The 22,807-nt window shown below is 64.3% G+C and carries 18 protein-coding genes; 15 read left to right on the top strand and 3 right to left on the bottom strand.

Annotated features, from left to right (window positions below; all coding sequences use genetic code 11):
• The first annotated feature begins 300 nt into the window (after window positions 1-300).
• Window positions 301-750 carry a GatB/YqeY domain-containing protein gene (locus tag F3H41_RS06150; protein ID WP_149737695.1) on the top strand — a complete coding sequence of 150 codons (450 nt, stop codon included), beginning with the start codon at window positions 301-303 and terminating at the stop codon, window positions 748-750.
• A 53-nt stretch (window positions 751-803) separates the two neighbouring features.
• On the opposite strand, the gene F3H41_RS06145 is transcribed toward F3H41_RS06150, so the two are convergent.
• Window positions 804-1,694 (bottom strand): hypothetical protein, encoded by an 891-nt coding sequence (locus F3H41_RS06145; RefSeq protein ID WP_149737694.1) that lies wholly within the window; start codon window positions 1,692-1,694, stop codon window positions 804-806.
• Window positions 1,695-1,931: 237 nt separating this feature from the next.
• Here F3H41_RS06145 and dnaG point away from each other — a divergent pair, with 237 nt between their 5' ends.
• From dnaG to F3H41_RS06100, 9 genes are all read left to right on the top strand, one after another.
• Entirely contained in the window at window positions 1,932-3,956 is a 2,025-nt protein-coding gene (dnaG, locus tag F3H41_RS06140) for a DNA primase (RefSeq protein WP_149738234.1), read from the top strand.
• Between the two features lie 51 nt (window positions 3,957-4,007).
• Window positions 4,008-5,873 carry a DNA helicase RecQ gene (gene recQ, locus F3H41_RS06135; protein ID WP_188129353.1) on the top strand — a complete coding sequence of 622 codons (1,866 nt, stop codon included), beginning with the start codon at window positions 4,008-4,010 and terminating at the stop codon, window positions 5,871-5,873.
• Between the two features lie 147 nt (window positions 5,874-6,020).
• Window positions 6,021-7,208, top strand: a complete 1,188-nt coding sequence (locus F3H41_RS06130) for a glycine C-acetyltransferase (RefSeq protein WP_149737692.1) — start codon at window positions 6,021-6,023, stop codon at window positions 7,206-7,208.
• A gap of 44 nt (window positions 7,209-7,252) precedes the next feature.
• Window positions 7,253-8,293, top strand: coding sequence for an L-threonine 3-dehydrogenase (gene tdh, locus F3H41_RS06125; RefSeq protein ID WP_149737691.1), 1,041 nt, complete (start codon window positions 7,253-7,255; stop codon window positions 8,291-8,293).
• Window positions 8,294-8,506: 213 nt separating this feature from the next.
• A complete protein-coding gene (locus F3H41_RS06120) occupies window positions 8,507-9,700 on the top strand; it encodes an MFS transporter (RefSeq protein ID WP_149737690.1) in 1,194 nt (397 codons plus the stop codon).
• A 460-nt stretch (window positions 9,701-10,160) separates the two neighbouring features.
• Window positions 10,161-12,215, top strand: coding sequence for an RNA polymerase sigma factor RpoD (rpoD, locus tag F3H41_RS06115; RefSeq protein WP_149737689.1), 2,055 nt, complete (start codon window positions 10,161-10,163; stop codon window positions 12,213-12,215).
• Between the two features lie 122 nt (window positions 12,216-12,337).
• A complete protein-coding gene (locus F3H41_RS06110) occupies window positions 12,338-12,559 on the top strand; it encodes a DUF2188 domain-containing protein (protein ID WP_244616083.1) in 222 nt (73 codons plus the stop codon).
• A gap of 6 nt (window positions 12,560-12,565) precedes the next feature.
• Window positions 12,566-13,207: a hypothetical protein gene (locus F3H41_RS06105; protein ID WP_149737688.1), complete on the top strand. Its 642-nt coding sequence runs from the start codon at window positions 12,566-12,568 to the stop codon at window positions 13,205-13,207.
• A 169-nt stretch (window positions 13,208-13,376) separates the two neighbouring features.
• Complete coding sequence (locus F3H41_RS06100; protein WP_149737687.1) at window positions 13,377-13,949, top strand: transglycosylase SLT domain-containing protein; 573 nt, start codon at window positions 13,377-13,379, stop codon at window positions 13,947-13,949.
• On the opposite strand, the gene F3H41_RS06095 is transcribed toward F3H41_RS06100, so the two are convergent.
• Window positions 13,950-14,657 carry a GntR family transcriptional regulator gene (locus F3H41_RS06095; RefSeq protein WP_149737686.1) on the bottom strand — a complete coding sequence of 236 codons (708 nt, stop codon included), beginning with the start codon at window positions 14,655-14,657 and terminating at the stop codon, window positions 13,950-13,952.
• A gap of 252 nt (window positions 14,658-14,909) precedes the next feature.
• Between F3H41_RS06095 and F3H41_RS06090 the strand changes: the two genes are divergently transcribed.
• From F3H41_RS06090 to F3H41_RS06065, 5 genes are all read left to right on the top strand, one after another.
• A complete protein-coding gene (locus F3H41_RS06090; RefSeq protein WP_149737685.1) occupies window positions 14,910-15,995 on the top strand; it encodes an ABC transporter ATP-binding protein in 1,086 nt (361 codons plus the stop codon).
• Between the two features lie 52 nt (window positions 15,996-16,047).
• A complete protein-coding gene (locus tag F3H41_RS06085; protein ID WP_149737684.1) occupies window positions 16,048-17,352 on the top strand; it encodes a PotD/PotF family extracellular solute-binding protein in 1,305 nt (434 codons plus the stop codon).
• Window positions 17,353-17,606: 254 nt separating this feature from the next.
• On the top strand, window positions 17,607-18,512 hold the full coding sequence (locus F3H41_RS06075) for an ABC transporter permease (RefSeq protein WP_149737682.1): 906 nt from the start codon (window positions 17,607-17,609) through the stop codon (window positions 18,510-18,512).
• A gap of 3 nt (window positions 18,513-18,515) precedes the next feature.
• The gene (locus tag F3H41_RS06070; protein ID WP_149737681.1) at window positions 18,516-19,337 is read left to right on the top strand and encodes an ABC transporter permease; all 822 of its coding nucleotides are present in this window, start codon (window positions 18,516-18,518) and stop codon (window positions 19,335-19,337) included.
• A complete protein-coding gene (locus F3H41_RS06065) occupies window positions 19,337-20,071 on the top strand; it encodes an aspartate/glutamate racemase family protein (protein ID WP_149737680.1) in 735 nt (244 codons plus the stop codon). The genes F3H41_RS06070 and F3H41_RS06065 overlap by 1 nt, the downstream gene beginning before the upstream one ends.
• Before the next feature lie 365 nt (window positions 20,072-20,436).
• Here F3H41_RS06065 and F3H41_RS06060 read toward each other — a convergent pair whose 3' ends face one another.
• Window positions 20,437-22,656, bottom strand: a complete 2,220-nt coding sequence (locus F3H41_RS06060) for a DEAD/DEAH box helicase (RefSeq protein ID WP_149737679.1) — start codon at window positions 22,654-22,656, stop codon at window positions 20,437-20,439.
• Window positions 22,657-22,807: the final 151 nt, after the last annotated feature.

Here is a 22,807-nt window from a genome sequence, read left to right as displayed (position 1 = left end):
GCCTTGAACGGCGCAGGGCACATGGCCATGTGTGTGGTCGAGCGAGACCGGCGCGCCAGAGGGCCGCGGTTCCCATGTCATCGCTGATGATGTTGTGCAGGTGCGGGAAAATAGAGAAAGCCTCCCGCACGGTCAATCGCACCGCACCAACAATGATGGTTTACCCAAGAAAAAGGGCGGTTTGCGGGACGGGGTTTGCGAAACAGGGCCGCCTTGGTCTATGAGACGGCCCAAATGGACCGGCTGCGGACCCAGAAGGCGCGGCACGCGCCACCGGCAGACGCCAAGACAGGAGTTATCATGCGCGACGAATTCGCCACCGTTCTGAAAGATGCCATGAAGGCGAAGGACACACGGCGCATCTCGACGATCCGCCTCATCCAGACCGCGATCAAGGACCGCGACATTGCCAATCGCGGCACCGGCAAGGATCCCGTCAACAATGACGAGATCATGCAGATCCTCGCCAAGATGATCAAGCAGCGCGAGGAATCGGCGCGCATCTACGATGAAGGCGGTCGTCCGGAGCTTGCCCAGCAGGAACGGGAAGAAATCGTCATCATCTCCTCCTTCCTGCCGGCGCAGCTGTCGGAGGCCGAGGTGCGTGCGCTGTGTGAAGGCGTGATCGCCGAAATCGGCGCGCAGGGCCTGCGCGACATGGGCAAGGTGATGGCCGTGCTGAAGGAGCGTTATCCCGGCCAGATGGATTTCGCCAAGGCTTCCGCGATCATCAAGGATTTGCTGAAGTAAGGCCGTCTGCCGCGTGAGCCCCGGCGACCGCGCGACATTCTCCGTGGCCGGGCTCAGGCCGCGGATGACGGGGAGGCGGTGTGCAACGGCGCCTCTTCGGCCAGCGCGGCGGCAAAGGCCTGGTCGATGATCGCGAATTTTTCGGCCTGGTAATCCCAGTATTCACGCAGGAACGCGGCCGATATCCACATCGGGCTGCGCCAGACGTCGCCCTCCCAGCCGACGCTGCCGGCTTCCGCCGCCTTCAGGATCAGGCGTTTGAAGTGCGTGCGCGACATCAGGAAACGTTCGACCATCTCCGTGGTCGAGATGCGGCCGATGGTGTAGCGATCCTGCCCGGGTTCGAAAGCCTCAATGAGCGAGAAAAGCTGATCGAGGACGACGCCGCCATTGTTCGCCCAGGTGAAGAGGTCGAAGCTGGTGCCGATCGAGCCTCTGAGGCGGCTTTTGAGGATCGCGTCGCAGATGCGCGGCTGGACGGCTGCGACGAGCGGCGCGCCCGGCGGGAGGAGGTCGCAGCGTTTGCCCCCGTCATAGCGGTCAAGGGTTGCAAGATGCACGGCGAGCCATTCCCACATGCCGTGCTCGGCGATCGGCGTCGGTTCTATCGGCCGGGACCGCCGGTCCGGCCGATCGGGCCGGTGGCGCAGGAACTTGTAGGCCAGCATCTCGTGCAAGAAGGATGCGGCCGTGTTGCGGCTTGCCACACCGTTGGTCTGGACGACTTCGGTGAAGGCGCTCACCGTCAGGCCCGTGGCCGGATCGGCCGGATCACGGCTGTGATGCAGTGAAAAGCCGATCTGCGCCATCAGCCAGCGTTGTTGTGAGGCAAAGACCGAATAGAGCCGGGGATTGACGCCATAGAGCGACACGACCTGCTGCACGTGTTGCAGCACGAGGCGCAGGAACTTCGAATCGTGCGCAAGCCTGTCAAGGTCGTTCATCGGAACACATTTCACGAAGGTGGAATATGGCGATAGGTCAGGTGGTTGCTGCGGTCAAATGCTTTGTGTGGACATGGTTGATGCAATCCGTGCCAAAAGCGCACAGCCATGGTTTGGTTCCGTGAATCTTTGTGTCCCATCGTTGATCTGTTTGTCCTGCCGATTGTGGGCCGGATGATGGCGGCGCAGATCACGCTTGTCCTTTACCTGATGCCCCGTGTGGACTACGAGAACGGCATGCGCTTTTCACCCAGCTTCCTCGACGAGATCCGCGACTGCGTGCCGATTTCGGCCGTGATCGGTCGGCGCGTGACCTGGGACCGCAAGAAGACCAATACCTCGCGCGGCGACTACTGGGCCTGCTGCCCCTTCCACGGCGAAAAATCTCCGAGCTTTCACTGCGAGGACCGCAAGGGGCGCTACCACTGCTTCGGCTGCGGCGTCTCCGGCGATCACTTCCGATTCCTGATGGAAATCGAGGGGCTGCCTTTCCCCGAGGCGGTGCAGCAGATTGCCGACATGGCGGGGGTCGCCATGCCCGCGCCCGACAAGCAGGCGGAGGAGCGCGAGAAGCAGCGCACCACGTTGCTCGACGTCATGGAGCTTGCCACCCGCTTCTTCGAGGATCAGTTGCAGGCGGCCGGTGGGGCGAAGGCGCGCGCCTATCTGAGGGACCGTGGCCTGACGGGGCGGACCATCGAGACCTTCCGCCTCGGCTATGCGCCGGAGAGCCGCAATGCGCTCAAGGAATTTCTGGCCGGCAAGGGCGTGCCGAAGGAGCAGATCGAGGCCTGCGGGCTCGTCGTGCACGGCCCCGACATCCCCGTCTCCTACGACCGCTTCCGCGACCGCATCATGTTTCCGATCCTGTCGTCCCGCGAGAGGGTGATCGCCTTCGGGGGGCGCGCCATGGCGGCCGATGCGATGGCGAAGTATCTGAACTCCAACGAGACGGAACTCTTCCACAAGGGTCAGGTGCTCTACAATTTTGCCCGCGCGCGACGCGCCGTGCAGGAGGGGAGCCGCGGCGGCGGCGAGGGCACGGGCGCCACCGTGATCGCCGTCGAAGGCTATATGGACGTCATCGCTTTGCACCAGGCGGGCATCGAGAACGCCGTGGCTCCGCTCGGCACGGCGCTGACGGAAAACCAGCTGGAACTGCTCTGGAAGATGACGCCGCAGCCGGTCCTGTGCTTCGACGGTGACAATGCCGGCATTCGCGCCGCCTTCCGGGCGGTCGATCTGGCGCTGCCGCATATCCGCCCCGACCGCACGGTGCGGTTTGCGCTGCTGCCGGATGGCAAGGACCCCGACGACCTCGTCAAGCAGGAGGGCCGTGCGCCCTTTGACCGGGTGATGGCCGGCGCGCGGGGCCTTTCGGATATGGTCTGGACGCGGGAAGTGGGCAGCGGCACCTTCGAGACGCCCGAGGCACGGGCTGATCTGGAGGCACGCCTGAAGCAGGCGACCAATGTGATCGCCGACGAAAACGTACGCCGCTACTACCAGCAGCACATGCGCGACCGGCTGAACGCGCTCTTTCGCCCGCCGCAGGCCGCGCGGCAGGAGCGCGGCGGCTTCCAGGGTTCGGGCTTCCAGAATGCCGGCGGCGCAAAGCGCGGTGGCCGCTTTGGCGGGCGCGGTGGCGCGGGAGAGGGCCGGGGCATGCCGCAGGGCAGCGTCTCGGACCGGCTGACGCGCTCGGCGCTGGTGCGCGGCGCCGATGCCTTGCCGGCGCTGCGCGAATCCGTGCTGGCCATCACCGTCATCAACCATCCGCAGATCCTTTTCGAGGATTACGACGAGATCGCCGCGCTGGAATTCGACAATCGGGATCTGCAACGGCTCTGGTCGGCGGTGCTCGGCGCGGCGGCCTCGATCGGCTCGCGGCTGAACCACGAGATGCTGATGGAGGCGCTGGCGGCGGCCGGGCATGGCGCGCTCGTCGCTTCGCTCGACCAGCAGGTGCGCAATTCGCGCCTGTGGAGCGCGACGGCCGAGGCTGCGCCCGAAGATGCGCGCGAGGCCTATCAGCAGGCGATCGGCCTGCACAAGCGGGCCCGGGACCTCCTCTGGCAGCGCCGCGAATTGCAGCGCGAACTGGCGCAGGCGACGGAGGACGGTGACGACGAGACCGTCGGCCTCATCCTGCGCACGCTCCAGGAAGTGCAGAACGAAACCCAGCGGCTGGAAAACCAGGAAGCCATCATCGAGGGCTTCGGCGTTCTTTCCGGCCGGGTGAAGGGGCCGGCGGCGCGGTAAGGCGCACGCCGCTTTTTTCCGACAGACCATGACATGTTTGAAAGTGCAGCCATGAGCCGATCGTCAAGCGATTCTTCCGCCGTCTCGACCGTGCCGTTTCCAAAGGCCGATCCGCGGCCGCTGGAGGTGTTGAAGCGCGTCTACGGTTATCCGGCGTTTCGCGGCAAGCAGGAAGCCGTCATCAACCACGTCACCGAGGGCGGCGATGCGCTGGTGCTTTTTCCGACCGGGGCCGGCAAGTCGCTCTGCTTCCAGATCCCGGCGCTTTGCCGGCGCGGCGTCGGCATCGTCGTCTCGCCGCTTATCGCGCTGATGCGCGATCAGGTGGAGGCGCTCAAGGCGCTCGGCATCCGCGCGGCGGCGCTGAATTCCGGCCTGACGCGCGAGGAAGCCTTTGCAGTGCGCGACAGCCTCAGGGCCGGCGCGCTCGACATGCTCTATGTCACGCCCGAGCGGATCGTCACGGATGGCTTTGCCGAACTGTTGCAGGGCGTTCCGATCGCGCTGTTTGCCATCGACGAAGCGCATTGCGTGTCCCAGTGGGGCCATGATTTCCGGCCGGAATATCGCGCGCTCGGCCAGCTTGGCGAGCGCTGGCCAGGCGTGCCGCGCATTGCGCTGACCGCTACTGCCGATCCGCACACGCGCGAGGATATCGCCGAGCGGCTGGGGCTGACGGGTGCGCGGGTGTTTTCGACGAGCTTCGACCGCCCCAACATCGCTTACGAGATCGTCGAGCGCGACCAGCCGCGCCAGCAGCTCCTGCGCTTCCTGTCGCGCTTCAAGGATGCGAGCGGCATCGTCTACTGCCTCTCCCGCGCCAAGGTGGAGGATACGGCCGAGTGGCTGGAGACGCAGGGCATCCGCGCGCTGCCCTACCATGCCGGTCTCGACCGCGCCGTGCGCGACGCCCATCAGGATGCGTTCCTGAAGGAGGAGAATCTCTGCCTGGTCGCGACCGTCGCTTTCGGCATGGGCATCGACAAGCCCGACGTACGCTATGTCGCGCATCTCGACCTGCCGGGCTCGGTGGAGGCCTATTACCAGGAAACGGGCCGCGCGGGGCGTGACGGCCTGCCGTCGGAGGTCTGGATGGCCTATGGCATGGCCGATGTCGTGCAGCGTCGCCGGATGATCGACGAAGGCGGCGCGGCCGAGGAGATCAAGCGCATCGAGCGCGGCAAGCTGACGGCGCTGCTCGCCATCTGCGAGACGGCGTCGTGCCGGCGGCAGGCGATCCTTGCGCATTTCGGCGAGAGCCATCCCGGCAATTGCGGCAATTGCGACACCTGCCTCAACCCGGTCGAGACCTGGGACGGGACGGAGGCCGCGATCAAGGCGCTGGCCGCCATCTACCGCACCGGCGAGCGCTTCGGCGCCGGACACCTCGTCGATGTTCTCCTTGGAAACCGCAACGAGAAGACCGAGCGCTTCGGCCATGCGGAGATGCCGGTCTTCGGGGCGGGCAGCGATCTTCCGGCCCGCACCTGGCAGTCGGTCTATCGCCAGCTTCTCGCCTCCGGCCTCGTCAGCGTCGATCACGCCGCCTTCGGCGCGCTGAAGCTCGAGCCGGAGGCGCGTGCCGTCTTCAAGCACGAACGCAAGGTGTTCTTCCGCAAGGACCGCCCGACCTCGGCCCGCGCCGCCAAAAATGCCAGGACGCCGGCGGCGCGTGAAAGGGCCGCGCTCGGCGGCGAGGAGGCAGTGCTGTTCGAGGCGCTGCGCAAGCTGCGGGCCCAGATCGCCAAGGAGGCGAACGTGCCGCCCTATGTGGTCTTCCCTGATACGACGCTGATCGGGCTCGCCAAGGCGCGGCCCCACAGCCTCGACGCCATGCTGGACATCTCCGGCATCGGCCAGAGCAAGCTGGAGCGCTATGGCGCGGCCTTTCTGGAGGTGATCCGCGCGCAGGATTGACGCATCTGCGACAGAGCATGTCGCGGGCGGCGCATTTTGCCGGGGATCTGCGTCTGTGGCTGACGCGTGCAGGTGGGCAGGCCACGGCGTTTCGGTCTATAGATTTGGCATCGAAGCCTGCCGTTACCCGCTCCAGGAGCTGCCATCATGACCGATGCCTTTCTCTCCCATCTTCGTTCCGAAATCGATGGCTTGAAGGCTGGTGGGCTCTACAAGGCGGAGCGGGTGATCACCTCCAAGCAGGCGGGCGAGATCGCGGTCGCCTCCGGTGCGCGCGTGTTGAATTTCTGCGCCAACAACTATCTCGGCCTCGCCGACAACGAGGAACTGGCCGAAGCCGGCAAGGCGGCGCTCGACCGCTACGGCTATGGCATGGCCTCGGTGCGCTTCATCTGCGGCACGCAGGAGGAGCACAAGCAGCTCGAAGCCCGCATCTCAAGTTTTCTCGGGCTGGAGGATACGATCCTCTATTCCTCCTGTTTCGATGCCAATGGGGGCCTCTTCGAGACGCTGCTGTCGGAGGAGGATGCGATCATCTCCGATGCGTTGAACCATGCCTCGATCATCGATGGCGTGCGGCTCTCCAAGGCCAAGCGCTTCCGCTATGCCAATAACGACATGGCGGCGCTGGAAGAGGAGCTTAGGAAGGCGGAAGGCGCGCGCTTCAAGCTGATCGCCACCGACGGCGTCTTTTCCATGGATGGCATCATCGCCAATCTGCAAGGGGTCTGCGACCTTGCCGAGAAGTATGGCGCGATGGTGATGGTGGACGACAGCCACGCTGTCGGTTTCGTGGGCAGACACGGGCGCGGCTCTGCCGAACATTGCGGCGTCGAGGGGCGCGTCGATATCATCACCGGCACGCTCGGCAAGGCGCTCGGCGGCGCTTCCGGCGGCTATACGTCCGGCAAGGCGGAGGTGGTCGAGTGGCTCAGGCAACGCTCGCGGCCCTACCTCTTCTCCAACACGCTGGCGCCGGTAATTGCAGCCGCCTCGCTGAAGGTCTTCGATCTCATCGAAAATGGCGATCATCTGCGCCAGCGTCTCACGGCCAATGCCGATCTCTTCCGGCGCGAAATGACCAGGCTCGGCTTTACGCTGGCGGGCGAGGGGCATCCGATCATTCCCGTCATGCTGGGCGACGCGGCGCTGGCGCAGGCGATGGCGGCGCGCATGCTGGAGAAGGGGGTCTATGTGGTCGGCTTCTCCTTCCCCGTCGTGCCGCGCGGGCAGGCGCGCATCCGCACCCAGATGTCGGCCGCCCACAGCGAGGCGGATGTTCGCACAGCGATTCAGGTCTTCGCCGAGGTCGGCCGCGAGCTGGGCGTCATCTAGGGCCAAACACACGAGTCTTCTGAATCCCTTGGGAGGGTTTTGTCATGTCGAACATGATGCGCGCGCTCGTTAAAGCAAAGCCTGAAGTGGGCCTCTGGATGGAGCATGTTCCGGTGCCGGAGGTCGGGCCGAACGACGTGCTGATCCGCGTGAAGAAATCGGCGATCTGCGGCACCGACGTGCATATCTGGAACTGGGACAGCTGGGCGCAGAAGACCATTCCGGTGCCGATGGTGGTCGGTCATGAATTCGTCGGAGAGATCGCCGAGATCGGCTCCTCCGTCACCAAGTACCGGGTCGGCGAGCGGGTCTCGGGCGAGGGGCATATCGTCTGCGGCAAGTGCCGCAACTGCCGCGCCGGGCGCGGACATCTGTGCCACTACACGAAGGGGGTGGGCGTCAACCGCCCCGGCTCGTTCGGTGAGTTCGTCTGCATTCCCGAGCACAATGTCGTGCCGATCCCTGCCGACGTGCCGGACGAGGTGGCGGCGATCTTCGATCCCTTCGGCAATGCCGTCCACACCGCGCTCTCCTTCGATCTCGTCGGCGAGGACGTGCTGGTGACCGGGGCCGGGCCGATCGGCATCATGGGGGCGATGGTCGCCAAGCGGTCGGGCGCGCGCAAGGTCGTGATCACCGACATCAACCCGGTGCGCCTCGACCTCGCCCGCAAGGTTGGCATCGACCATGTCGTCGATGCCTCCAGCCAGGATCTTTCCGAAGTCATGTCCGAGATCGGCATGACCGAGGGCTTCGATGTCGGGCTCGAAATGTCCGGCGCGCCGCCGGCCTTCCGCTCGATGATCGACACGATGAACAATGGCGGCAAGATCGCCATTCTCGGCATCGCGCCGGAGGGTTTCGGCATCGACTGGAACAAGGTCATCTTCAAGATGCTGACGCTGAAGGGCATCTACGGGCGCGAGATGTTCGAGACCTGGTACAAGATGATCGCTTTCGTGCAGGGCGGTCTCGACCTCTCCCCCGTCATCACCCACCGGATCGGCATCGACGATTTCCGCGATGGTTTCGAGGCGATGCGGTCCGGGAATTCCGGCAAGGTGGTGATGGACTGGGGCTGGTAAGGATAGCCTTTCCGATCCATCGCGATCCGTGAAGCGTCGGTCATAAAGTTTGAATGGTGCATCCGTCGGTTTCATCCTATGAGGTGCGTGCCCGTTGAACCGCATGGTTCAATGCGACTCACACCCATCACCGCCTGCCACGTTCAACCTGGATACGGTTGGCCGTGGCGGGCGGTGGCGTCATGGGCCGGGAAACCGGCCGGGAGGACTTCAATGACGACTGCCATGCCGGCGACACCGACACGCACCGCAACGACCTTTTCCATCATCCTGGCCGCCAGCCTCTGCCACATGCTGAACGACATCATGCAGTCGCTGCTGACGTCGATCTATCCGCTGCTGAAAGCCAATTACCAGCTCGACTTCGTGCAGATCGGCCTCCTGACGGCCGCCTTCCAGATCACCGCCTCGCTGCTTCAGCCGGCCGTCGGGCTGGTGACGGATCGCTGGCACATTCCCTTCTCGCTGCCCTTCGGCATGGCCAGCACCTTCTGCGGCCTGATCATGCTGGCCTTTGCGCACAGCTTTCCGGTGCTCGTCATCGGCGCCTGTCTGATCGGCTTCGGCTCGGCCGTCTTCCACCCGGAATCCTCGCGCATCGCGCGCGCAGCCTCCGGCGGCCGTCATGGGCTGGCGCAGTCCTTCTTCCAGGTGGGCGGCAATGCCGGCACGGCGATCGGGCCGCTTCTCGCCGCCTTCATCGTGCTGCCCTTCGGCCAGGAAAGCCTTGCCTGGTTTGCGAGCGTTGCCGTCGTCGGCATGGTGATCCTGACCTATATGAGCCGCTGGTATGAGGGCCATCGCCGCCTTGCCGCCGGACGTCCGGCGCCGAGCCGCGATCTGCCGCTGCCGCGCGGCAAGGTGATGGCGACACTTCTGGTGCTCGTTTTGCTGACGGTGACGAAGAACGTCTATCTCTCGAGCCTTTCCAGCTACTTCACCTTCTACACGATCGAGCGTTTCGGCCTCTCCGTGCAGTCGGCGCAGATGATGCTGTTCCTGTTCCTCGGGGCCTCGGCCGTCGGCGTCTTCTTCGGCGGGCCGATCGGGGACCGTTACGGCCGGCGCTTCGTCATCTGGTTCTCGATCCTCGGGGTCATTCCCTTCGCACTGATGCTGCCCTATGCCAATCTCTTCTGGACCGGTGTGCTGACGGTGCTGATCGGCTTCATCTTCTCCTCCGCCTTCTCGGCCATCGTGGTCTTCGCGCAGGAGCTGGTGCCGGGGCGGGTGGGGCTGATCGCCGGCGTGTTCTTCGGCTTCGCCTTCGGGGCGGGCGGGCTCGGCGCGGCGCTGCTCGGCGTGGTCGCCGATCACCAAGGCATCAACTTCGTGTTCCAGCTCTGCTCCTACATGCCGCTGCTCGGCATCCTGACGGTGCTCTTGCCGAAGCTTCCCGCGCGCTGAGTCGCGGTCCGGCCTGTGCTGACCCGGCACAGGCCCTGTCACGGCAGGTGTTGCGGCCCGTGGGCGGGGATTTTCGCCAGACTTGTTTTCGTCCGGCCCCGACCCATATAAGCCCCATGAACCGCACGGGAAATCGGCCCGCGAAGCGGGGGCGGGAGAGCATAATTGCGCTTTTCTACCCGGAAACGCTTGACGGGGCCGATTTTTCTGGGAATCACCATTTCTGATGTGAAGGTGAAATGGATCGGCGGACTGCGCATCATGACAGACCTGTTCCCCGAGGTGGTCGGGCGATGTCCGTCTGGTCACAGGCAGCGCGTCTGGTGGTTAATCAGGATTTAAACATCATCCCGTTACGTCAGGGGCAATGATTCGACGGAGGTGCTTCGCGCATCCGCCCCGCACCGAGGTGCGGACCAATCATTGGAATGCGGGCTGTCCAAGGAAAGCGACGATTTAGATGGCAACCAAAGTCAAAGAAAACGAAGAAGCCGAGAACGAACGCGATGGTGCGCCGGACGGTCCGCTTCTCGATCTTTCGGATGATGCCGTCAAGAAGATGATCAAGGCCGCCAAGAAGCGCGGCTATGTGACGATGGACGAACTCAACTCGGTTCTTCCCTCGGAGGAAGTCACCTCCGAGCAGATCGAGGACACGATGGCGATGCTCTCCGACATGGGCATCAATGTGGTCGAGGACGAGGAAGCCGAAGAGGCTGCCGGCGGCGACGATGAAGAGGCCGATAGCGACGGCGAGAGCGAAGGTGGCGAGATTGCCCCCTCCGCCGGCACTGCGCTCGCCACCTCCAAGCGCAAGGAACCGACCGACAGGACCGATGACCCGGTGCGCATGTATCTGCGCGAAATGGGCTCGGTGGAGCTTCTGTCGCGCGAGGGCGAAATCGCGATTGCCAAGCGCATCGAGGCCGGCCGCGAGACGATGATCGCGGGCCTGTGCGAAAGCCCGCTGACGTTCCAGGCGCTGATCATCTGGCGCGACGAACTCAACGAAGGCCAGACGCTGCTGCGCGAGATCATCGATCTCGAAACGACCTATTCCGGTCCCGAGGCCAAGGCTGCCCCGCAGTTCCAGAGCCCCGAGAAGATCGAGGCCGACCGCAAGGCGGCCGAGGAGAAGGAAAAGACCCGCAAGTCTCGCATGCCGGCCAATGACGACGACATCACCAATGTCGGCGGCGACATGCCCATGCCGGAAGAAGAGGAAGAGGACGACGACGAGTCCAACCTCTCGCTCGCGGCCATGGAAGCGGAACTGCGCCCGCAGGTCATGGAAACGCTCGACGTCATCGCCGACACCTACAAGAAGCTGCGCAAGCTGCAGGACCAGCAGGTGGAAGCGCGCCTTGCTGCCACCGGCACGCTGTCACCCGCCCAGGAGCGCCGCTACAAGGAGCTAAAGGACGAGCTGATCAAGGCAGTCAAGTCGCTCTCGCTCAACCAGAACCGTATCGACAGCCTCGTCGAGCAGCTCTACGACATCAACAAGCGCCTCGTGCAGAACGAAGGCCGCCTGCTGCGTCTGGCCGAAAGCTACGGCGTGAAGCGTGACTCGTTCCTCGAGCACTATTCCGGCGCGGAACTCGATCCGAATTGGATGAAGTCGATCGCCAATCTGGCCGGCAAGGGCTGGAAGGATTTCGCAAAGAGCGAATCCACGATGATCCGCGACATCCGTCAGGAAATCCAGAATCTCGCCACCGAAACCGGCATCTCGATCTCGGAATTCCGCCGCATCGTGCACATGGTGCAGAAGGGCGAGCGCGAGGCCCGGATCGCCAAGAAGGAAATGGTGGAAGCCAACCTTCGTCTGGTGATCTCGATCGCCAAGAAGTACACGAACCGCGGCCTGCAGTTCCTCGACCTCATTCAGGAAGGCAATATCGGCCTGATGAAGGCGGTCGACAAGTTCGAGTATCGCCGCGGCTACAAGTTCTCGACCTATGCGACGTGGTGGATCCGGCAGGCGATCACCCGCTCGATCGCCGACCAGGCCCGCACGATCCGCATTCCCGTGCACATGATCGAGACGATCAACAAGATCGTGCGCACCTCGCGCCAGATGCTGCACGAGATCGGCCGCGAGCCGACGCCGGAGGAACTGGCCGAAAAGCTCGCCATGCCGCTCGAAAAGGTGCGCAAGGTGCTGAAGATCGCCAAGGAGCCGATCTCGCTCGAAACCCCCGTGGGCGACGAAGAGGACAGCCATCTCGGCGACTTCATCGAGGACAAGAACGCGCTGCTGCCGATCGACGCTGCCATTCAGGCGAACCTGCGCGAGACGACCACCCGCGTTCTGGCGTCACTGACGCCGCGCGAGGAGCGCGTCCTGCGCATGCGCTTCGGCATCGGCATGAACACCGACCATACGCTCGAAGAAGTCGGCCAGCAGTTCTCGGTCACCCGCGAACGTATCCGCCAGATCGAAGCCAAGGCTCTGCGCAAGCTCAAGCACCCGAGCCGCAGCCGGAAGCTGCGCTCGTTCCTCGACAGCTGACCGTTTGCCGGGCGGAAAGGCATGCATGACAAGGCCCGGCCACTCGCTGGGCCTTGTCGTTTCCGGGATGCTCGCTTATTATTTCCTTGCGGAAATTCACGTGGTGTAGACGGAGCGAGGCTGTGAGCAAGAGCCAGCATGTGATGCCGAGCGGCGGGAAGTGGACGCTTCGCGAAGCGGGCTCGTCGCGCGCCTCACGTGTGTTTTCCAGCCAGCAGGAAGCCGTCGATGCGGCGCAGAAGATTGCGAAGCAGCGAGGCAGCGTCCTCTACATTCATGGCAAAAATGGCCTGATCCGCGAGCGCCTTTCTTATACGTCCGACGCTTCTGTCACCAAGGGCTGAGTGCGCTTGGACGCGGCTTTCGATCGAAACGTCTTCATCAATTGCCCTTTCGATGACGCCTACGCGAACCTGTTGCAGGCGGCCGTCTTCTGTGTCGTCTCCTTTGGCTATACGCCGCGCCTCGCCAGCGAACGGCTGGAGGCCGGTGAGAACCGGCTCGACAAGATTGTCGGGCTGATCAAGGCGTCGCGCTATTCCATCCACGATCTTTCCCGCACCCGCGCGGCGGAGGCGGGCGAGATGGCGCGCATGAACATGCCGTTTGAGCTTGGGCTTGATCTCGGATATCGCCGCAGCGGCATGCAGGGTGCAGATCTCAAGAAATTCCTGATCTTCGAGCGTGATCCCTACGACCTTAAGCGCTCATTGTCCGATCTTGCCGGCCAAGACGTGGAGTTTCACCGGGACGATTACGAACTGGTTATCAAGAAGATCCGCGATTTTTTTCGCGTGGAGGCGCAATGCGTTGTGCCGGGTCCCTCCAGGCTTGTCTCCGACTACGCGACCTTCCAAGGTTGGATGGTCGAGCGAAAGATCTTCGAAGGCCATTCGCCGCGCGAAGCTCTCGTCCTGCCATTGCAGGAACGGATTGATGAGATGCAGGCTTGGATCGCGGCCGGACGACCGGATTTCTTCCGCCCGCAGTGATTGGTTCGATCAAAACGTTTCGTTAAAGTTTACCCTTTATCAATGTCTTGGATCGCCCGGCATTCCCATGGATGCGCAAGGGTCGATCGAACTCCTTGCGGGAGGATCGGGATAGCCGGAGGCGTGTGTTGCCTTTCGGTGCGATGCTCCGCAAATGAGAGGGTCTGCGATGCGTTGCGTTTTGATCGTCGTCCTCCTGATGCTGGCGGGATGTGCCACGGCGCCGAGCCGTGTGACGAATGCCTGTGCGATCTTTTCGGAAAAGGGCGGTTTGTTCGGAAACTGGAAACGGGCGGCGGTGAAGGCCGAGCGCGAATTTGGCGTGCCGGTGCCGATCCTGATGGCCACGATCTATGCCGAGTCGGGGTTCAAGCCCTATGCGCGCCCGCCGCGCACCAAGCTGCTCGGCTTCATTCCCTGGAAGAGGCCGTCAAGCGCCTATGGCTTCGCGCAGGCCCTCGACGGTACCTGGGACAGCTACAAACGTTCGACCGGACGCTGGACGGCAAGCCGGACGAATTTCAGCGATTCCGTGCATTTCGTCGCCTGGTATCACCGTCTCAGCCACCAGAAGAACGGCATCGCGCTCAACGATCCGTACCGGCTCTATCTCGCCTATCATTCCGGTCAGGAAGGCTATAATCGCGGCGCCTATCGGGCCCGTCCCGAGGCGATGAACGGTGCGCGGCGCACGGCTCAGCAGGCGCAGCGCTATGCGGTGCAGTTGCGGCAGTGCCGGTGATCAGACCAGAGCGCCCAGCGCGTTCTTGAGATCGGTCGGATCGCGCTCGCGCAGGTCCAGATCGGCTTCGATATGATCGATATGGTGGACCATCAGGGCGGCAGCAGCCCCGGCATCCCGCCGCTCCAGCGCATCGACGATCGCTTGATGCTCGCTGTGGCCGCAACTCGAGACGACCGACTGTCCGTAGACGGCGATCGCAAGGGACGAACGGGCGACCAGTTCCTCCATAAAGCGCAGCAGGATTGCATTGCCGGCAATCTGGGCGATGGTCAGGTGGAAATCGCCGGACGCCTTGATCTCGGCACGCCGCGCCGTCGGGCCGCGTTCCCCGGTCAGGCGGCCTTCCTCCAGCAGCAATTGCCGGAGCAGCTGGATCTGCGAGGGGGCGATGAGGCGGCATGCCTCCATGACGATGCCGGGCTCGATCAGTTTGCGGGTCGCGAAGATCTGCCGGGATTCCTCCGGGGAGGGGCTGGCGACGAAGGCGCCGCGATTCTTCTCCACGGTAACGAGACCTTCATAGGAGAGCGCCTGCAGGGCGGCGCGCACCAGCGTGCGGCTGACCTTGAAGAGGGTGCCGACATCCCCCTCTGTCAGCTTCGTGCCCGGCGCCAGTCGCCGGTCGACGATCGCATCGCGCAAGGCGTCGCGGATCGACTGGGCGTCGAAGTCCTGATCTGGCGTTTGGGGAAGGGTGGATGGCATCGTCGATCCGCAGGTTCTTATCCTATCCTAACCGGCTTCGCCGGCGTTGGAAATGATCTTTGCATCGCAATCGACGCGTAAATTGTATACGATATGCTTATTGAATGTAGACGATCGCTCATAAATTAAGCGGCAGGCTGGACCGGAAACGGGCAGGCTGCTCGGTCGGAGTGGATTTGACGGTGCAAAACCGGCGCTCCACCAAACTGGCACGCTTGATGCATTGCTTCTCCCGACAACGGAGAGCCGCGCATGTCCAAAGCAGCAGAGATCGATATCGTTTCCGTATCCAAGGTCTATGGGCAGACCACGGCGGTGCATGCGATCAGCCTGAAGATCCCCGCCGGAACCTATTGCTGCTTCCTCGGCCCCTCTGGCTGCGGCAAGACCTCGACGCTTCGGATGATCGCGGGCCACGAGACCATTTCGTCCGGCGACATCCGCCTTGGGAATGCCGTCGTGACCGATCTGCCGCCCGCCCGGCGCGGGACGGCGATGATGTTCCAGTCCTATGCGCTTTTCCCGCATCTCGACCTCATCGACAATGTCGCCTTCAGCCTGAAGATGAAGGGTGTCGAGCGCGAGGAACGCCGTGGCAAGGCGCTCGAGATGCTGAAGCTGATGCAGATGGAGGCCTATGCCAACCGGCGTCCGGCGCAGCTTTCGGGCGGCCAGCAGCAGCGCGTGGCGCTCGCCCGCGCGCTTATCACCAATCCGGAAGCGCTCCTGCTCGACGAACCGCTGTCGGCGCTCGATCCCTTCCTCAAGGTGAAGATGCGCGCCGAGCTCAAGAAGCTGCAGAAGACGCTCGGCATCAGCTTCGTGCACGTCACCCACAGCCAGGAGGAGGCGCAGGCGCTCGCCGATCTCATCGTCATCATGAATGACGGGCGCATCGAGCAGGCCGGCACGCCGCGCGCTGTCTTCGAACGCCCGGCCACGGCCTTCGTCGCGCGGTTCATGGGCGACCATAACGTCATTTCCGGCCGGATCACGGCCATCGAGGAGGGTGTTGCCACGGTGGAGGTACCCGATGGCGGGATCTTCCGGGTGGCTGCGGAAGGAGCCGAGGTCGGTGCGCCCGCCGATATCGGTCTGCGCATCGACCGCATCCGCTTTGCGGAACCCGAAACGCCGGGCACCGGCTTCACCGGCATCGTCTCCAACGTCGAGTATCGCGGTTCCAGCGTGAAGATTACGCTGATCGGCGCGGGCGCGGACGATTTCACCGTTGTTGTCGGCGACCAGGATTTCTTCGACCGCCCGCTCTCGCCAGGCGATGCCGTGCCCGTCAGCTGGGCCTTCGGCGAGGCCCTGCTGCTCGGCCGCGTCCACTGATTTTCTTACACTTTCACAGATCCATCATCATCACCACAACAAGGGGAACGACATGACGATGAAGACGAGCAAGACGACGAAGGCGGCTGCGACGGGGGTCACGCGCCGCACGCTTCTGAAGACGGGTGCGGCGGCCGCTGGCGCCGTTGCCGGTTCCGGCCTCATCACGGGCTTTCCGACCATCTGGGCGCAGAACCCGATCACACTGCGCCAGTTCGGCACGGGCGTTTCGAACATCAACGCCATTGCCGAGAAGTGCAAGGCCGACCTCGGCATCACGCTGGAGATGACGGCAACCGACTCCGATGCCGCCGCCCAGCGCGCCGTGACGCAGCCCGACAGCTACGACATCGCAGACATCGAATACTGGATCCTCAAGAAGGTCTTCCCGTCGGGCGTGCTGCAGCCGATGGACACGTCGAAGCTGAAATATTTCGACAAGGTCGTGCCGCTCTTCATTACCGGCAAGCTGAATCCGGATTCGGTGATCGCGCAGGGCACGGCGCCGCACACGGTCGGCTTCGTCGAAGCGCAGGACAGCAAGACCTTCGCCAAGGAACCCACCCAGTGGTTCACGATGATGCCGACGATCTACAATGCCGATACGCTCGGCATTCGCCCCGACCTCGTGGGGCGCGAGATCACCACCTGGGCCGACATCATGGATCCGGCCTTCAAGGGCAAGACCTCGATCCTCAACATCCCCTCGATCGGCATCATGGATGCCGCGATGATCATGGAAGCCACCGGCGAGATCAAATATGCCGACAAGGGCAACATGACGAAGGAAGAGATCGACAAGACGATTGAATTCCTCATCAAGGCCAAGCAGGCCGGCCAGTTCCGCGCCTTCTGGAAATCCTTCGACGAAAGCGTCAACCTGATGGCGTCGGGCGAAGTGGTCATCCAGTCCATGTGGTCGCCGGCCGTTGCTGCGGTGCGCTCCAAGGGCATCGCCTGCAAGTACCAGCCGCTGAAGGAGGGCTATCGCTCCTGGGGCGGTGGCCTTGGTCTTGCCTCGCACCTCTCGGGCGCGCAGCTCGATGCGGCGTATGAGTACATCAACTGGTACACGTCCGGCTGGGTCGGCGGCTATCTGAACCGCCAGGGCTACTATTCGGCCTGCATGGAAACGGCCAAGAACTTCATGACGGCCGACGAGTGGGGTTACTGGATCGAAGGCAAGCCGGCAGCCGGCGACATCATGTCTCCGGAAGGCAAGGTGATGGAAAAGGCTGGCGCCGTGCGCGACGGCGGCTCCTTCGAGGACCGCATGGGCAAGGTCGCCTGCTGGAACTCCGTCATGGACGAGGACCGCTACATGGTCCGCCGCTGGAACGAGTTCATCGCAGCCTGATGCGGGTTGGGGGGCTGCTGCGCATTCGTGGTACCCCCCCCCTATGCCCTGCCGGGCATCTCCCCCACAAGGGGGGAGATCCGATGGAGCACCCGCCTGCCCGGAAGCAGGCGTTTGCCTTGAAGCGATGCGCAAGCCGCCGGCCGATCTCCCCTCCGTGGGGGGATGTCCGGCAGGACAGAGGGGAGGGTGTTCCGACCTCCACCCCCTCCGTCCCGCAACCCTGACCACCCTTGCGAAGAGGATGACACGGAATGACAACTGTCCGCCTGATCGGCGCCGGAAGCACGAAAGACAAGCGCGTCTTTCGCATTCCGCCGGCGCTCGTTGCCTATCTCCAGGCGGTGCCGCTGACCGCGATCCTCGGCTTCTTCTTCGCGCTACCGATCCTGATGATCGTCACCGTCAGTTTCTGGGACTATGATTTCGCCGGGCTCTATCCGGATTTCATCATGCTCAACTACGAGGAGGTGCTGGGCTCCTGGGTGACGTGGAAGACCTATCTCAACACGCTGAAATACATGGCGATGGTCTGGGTTCTGACGCTCGTCATCGGCTTCTGGGTCGCCTATTTCCTCGCCTTTCACATCCGCACCACCACCATGCAGATGGTGCTCTTCCTCGTCTGCACCGTGCCGTTCCTGACCTCCAACATCATCCGCATGATCTCGTGGATCCCGGTTCTGGGGCGCAACGGGCTGGTCAATCAGGGGCTCGTCGGACTTGGCATCGTGCCGCAGCCGGTGGAATGGCTGCTCTACTCGGATTTCGCCGTGGTGCTCGCCATGGTGCATCTCTACACGCTCTTCATGGTGACACCGATCTTCAACACGCTGATGCGCATCGACCGCTCGCTGTTCGAGGCGGCGCGCGATGCCGGGGCCTCTTCGGCGCAGATCCTCTGGAACGTCGTCATCCCGCTTGCCAAACCCGGCATCGCCATCGGCACGATCTTCGTCGTGACGCTGGTCATGGCGGATTTTTCGACCGTGCAGGTCATGTCCGGCGGGCAGAGCGCCTCGGTGGCGCTGATGATGAAGAACCAGATGTCGCTGCTGCAATATCCGGCCGCCGCCGCCAATGCCGTGGTGCTGCTCGTCCTCGTCCTCTTCATGGTCGCCGCAATCCTGCGCGTCGTCGATATCCGCAAGGAGCTCTGAACCATGGCCCATGACAAGCGACCGCTGGAATTCTACATTCTCGCCGCCTTTTTCGCGCTCTTCGTGCTGTTTCTCTACGGCCCGCTGTCGGCAGTGCTGATTCTCTCTTTCCAGGGGCCGGAAGGCGGGCTCACCTTCCCGCTCAACGGCGTCTCGCTGCACTGGTTCGGCAATCTCTTCGAAAAGCAGGCGGTCGGCGATTTCGGCGCGGCGTTCCGGCGCTCCTTTGCGCTCGGCGCCATGGTCATGGTCGTCACCGTGCTGGTGTCGCTGCTCGCCGGTCTTGCCTTCAGGCGGCGCTTTCTCGGCTCCAACGGGCTGTTCTACCTGACGGTTGCAAGCCTGGTCGTGCCCTCCATCATCATTTCGCTTGGCATCGGCGTGGTCTTCCAGCAGCTCGGCCTGAAGCCTGCCTGGTATTCCTCCGGCTTCGGCGCGCATCTCACCTGGACGCTGCCCTTTGGCGTGCTGATCATGTTCGCGGTCTTCAACCGCTTCTCGCCGGCCTATGAGGAGGCAGCACGCGATCTCGGGGCGTCTTCCTGGCAGACGTTCCGGCATGTGGTGCTGCCGATGATCGCGCCGAGCCTCGTCGGGGTCGGACTCTTCGGCTTCACGCTCTCCTATGACGAGTTCGCGCGCACGCTGATGACGTCCGGCACCTATAACACGCTGCCGCTCGAAATCTACGGCATGACCACCAACGTGACGACACCGGTGCTCTATGCGCTCGGCACGGTCACCACGCTCTTCTCCTTCACTGTGATCCTCGCCACGCTCGGCATCATCCTGATGCTCAGGCGGCGGCAGGCGAAAGTCTCCTGATGCGCATCCTGATCGTCAATCCCAACACGACCGCCTCCATGACCGAGAAGGCGGCGGAGGCGGCCCGCGCCGTCGCAGCGGCCGGCACCACCATCCTTGCCGCCACCTCCCGCATGGGGCCTGCCTCGATCGAGGGGCATTATGACGGGGCGATCGCGGTGCCCGGCATGCTCGCCGAAATCCGCGCGGCGGAGGCGCAGGGCATCGATGCCGCGATCATCGCCTGTTTCGACGATACGGGGCTCGATGCGGCGCGGGCGCTCGCCTCGGTTCCCGTGCTCGGCCTCTGCCAGTCTGCGGTGACGACGGCGTCGTTCCTCGCGCACAGATTCACGGTGGTGACGACGCTGGAGCGCTCGCGGGTGCTTCTGGAAGACCTGACGCGCCATTACGGCATGGGCGGGCGCGCCAAGGTACGGGCTGCCGACATCCCCGTGCTGGAACTGGAAGATGCCGCCTCCGGCGCGCTCGACAAGCTCACGGCCGAGATCGAGGCGGCGCTCGCCGAGGATGGCGCCGAAGCCATCGTGCTCGGCTGCGCCGGCATGGCCGACCTCGCCGGTCGGCTGCAGGCCCGCTATGGCGTGCCCGTCATCGATGGTGTCTCGGCGGCGGTGAAGATGGCGGAGGCGCTGGTCTCGCAGCGACTGACGAGCAGCAAACGCGGGTCGTATGCGGCGCCGTTGCCCAAGGCCTATGCGGGGGCGATGGCGGCGTTTGCGCCGGTGGGGTGAGGGGCGGGTGGGTCGGGGTAGGAACCCCGTACACGCGAAAAGCTTCGGCGTTCACCGAGTTTCTCTGCAATTGACGGCATGCGCGGCAGTGGATCCTCGGCTCGGGGGCCGAGGATGACGGTGTCTGGGGTTGCCGTTTCTCACATCTTTGAAACTTCGGATCTTTCGCGCACCACACTGTACCAACGTGGCGTCGTCATCCTCGGGCTTGACCCGAGGATCCATTTCTCAGCTGTTTTCCGTTACATAGGGATGGTCGGGTCAGGCCCGACCATGAGGGATTCGGGGTGGGCGGCCTCACCACCCTACCACGCTCTCACGGTCCATCCGGAGCGCACGGCCTTGAGGCAGAGCGCCGTGCTTCCTCAGCCGTCCTTGCGCTTGGCCTTCTTCGGCTTGCCGGCATAGGGGCCGTTGCCGTCGGTGCGGGCGGCGCCCGGCTTGGCGCGGGGCTTGAAGCTGCGGTCGCCGGCGGGCTTGCCGTCGCCCTTGTCTGCAAATTTGTCTGCAAACTTGCGGGCCGGACGGTCCGACGCGCTGTCATTGGTCTTCCAGGCGCGGTCGTCCTCGCGGCGCATGGCGGCTTCGCCGTCGCTGTGGCGGGGCCGGTCGTTGGCAGCCGACTTGCGGGCCGGGGAATCCTGCCACTCGCCCTTCGGCTTCGGGCGCTTGTCGCCAAAGGCCTTCTCGCCAAAGGATTTTTCACCGCGTGGCTTTTCGTTGCCGCCATCGCGCTTGGCGTAGGGGCGGGCGCTGGCGGGGCGGGCGTCGCCTTCGCCATCGCGCTTCCAGCCGCCGGCCTTGCGGGGCTTGTCGGCATAGTCGCCCCGCGGCTTGTCGGTCCATTCGCCGCGCGGCTTTGCCGGGCGGGCGTCGTCACGCGGGGCACGGGCCGGGCGGCGCTCGCCGTCGGAGGCCTCGCGCGGGCTGCCGGGGCCGAAGTCCGGCTTGCCGTCCATCTGCGTCAGGCGGATTCCCTTTTCGATGGTCATCTTCGGGCCGATGGCGCCGAGGAAGACATCCTCGGAGGCGGCGTCGATTTCCACGAAGGTTTCGTCCTCGCGCATGCGGATCGCGCCGATCGAGGATTTGGAGATCTTGCCGGCGCGGCAGAGCATGGGGATCAGCCAGCGCGGCTCGGCGCGCTGCTTGCGGCCGACCGAGAGCGAGAACCAGAGGCTGCCGGCGAAATCGGTGCGGGCACGGGCCGGGCCGAAATCGACCGGGCCGTCGGTTGCGTCCTTGCGGACGCGCTTGGCGCCGGCGTCGAGCTGCACTTCGATCAGGTCTTCCGGCGCGGAATGGCCGGCGCTCCACAGGCGCAGGAACGCTGTGGCGAGCTGTTCGGCGGTATGGTTGGCAACGAGCGTCGCGACGGCATCGCGTTCGTCGTCCAGCAGCGGTTCGGCAATGGCCGGGTCGGTGGCGAGGCGCTCGTGGTCGCGGGCCGTCACCTCGTCGGCGGACGGCGGCAGGGCCCAGTTCGGTACGACATTGGCGCCGGACAGCAGGCGCTCGGCCTTGCGGCGGGCCGACAGCGGCACGATGAGGGCGCTCACACCCTTGTTGCCGGCGCGGCCGGTGCGGCCGGAGCGGTGCAGCAGGGTTTCGGAATTGGTCGGCAGATCGGCGTGAATGACGAGTTCTAGGCCGGGCAGGTCGATGCCGCGGGCGGCGACGTCGGTGGCGATGCAGACGCGGGCGCGGCCATCGCGCATGGCCTGCAGCGCGTGGGTGCGCTCGTTCTGGCTGAGTTCGCCGGAAAGCGCCACCACCGCAAAGCCGCGATTGGTGAAGCGGGCCGTCAGGTGGTTGACGGCCGCACGGGTCGAGCAGAAGACGATGGCATTCTTCGCTTCATAAAAGCGCAGCACGTTGACGATGGCGTTCTCGCGGTCGGCCGGGGCAACGACGAGGGCGCGGTACTCGATATCGCCATGCTGGCGGCTTTCGGACGCCGTTTCGAGGCGCACGGCATTCTTCTGGTAGTTCTGCGCCATGGTTTCGATGGCGCGCGGCACGGTGGCCGAGAACATCAGGGTGCGGCGGTCATCCGGGGCTTCCTCGAGGATGAATTCGAGGTCTTCGCGAAAGCCGAGGTCGAGCATTTCGTCGGCCTCGTCCAGCACCACGGCGCGGATTTCCGACATGTCGAGGGCGCCGCGCGTGATGTGGTCGCGCAGGCGGCCGGGCGTGCCGACGACGATGTGGGCGCCGCGCTCCAGCGTGCGGCGTTCGGTGCGCGGGTCCATGCCACCGACGCAGGTGGCGACGGTGGCGCCGGCTTCCGCGTAGAGCCAGGAGAGTTCGCGCATGACCTGCAACGCGAGTTCGCGCGTCGGGGCGACGATGAGGGCAAGCGGCGCGCCGGGGCGCTCGAAACGCTCATGGCCCGACAGCAGGTCGGGGGCAAGCGCCAGGCCGAAGGCCACGGTCTTGCCGGAGCCGGTCTGGGCGGAGACGAGCGCATCGCGTCCCTCCAGATCGCTGGCGATCACGGCCTTCTGCACCGGGGTCAACTGCGTGTAGCCGCGTTTGGTCAACGCCGCGGCGATCGCCGGCGCCATGCCTTCGAATTCGGTCATTCCATTGTCTTTCGGGGTCTTGTAGTCCCTGCTGCGGCGGCAGCGCGCAGGGCGCGTTTCCAGACGGAGCAAAGTCCTGGCCGGCAAAGCGCCGACCTTCACATGCGCGCTCCCTTACAATGCGCCGGGCGAAAAGTACAGGGCGGCATTT

This window comes from Rhizobium sp. RU20A, assembly GCF_900155885.1.
GTDB lineage: Bacteria > Pseudomonadota > Alphaproteobacteria > Rhizobiales > Rhizobiaceae > RU20A.
Note: the sequence above shows the minus strand (reverse complement) of the source record. Positions and strands in the feature narration are given on the sequence as shown.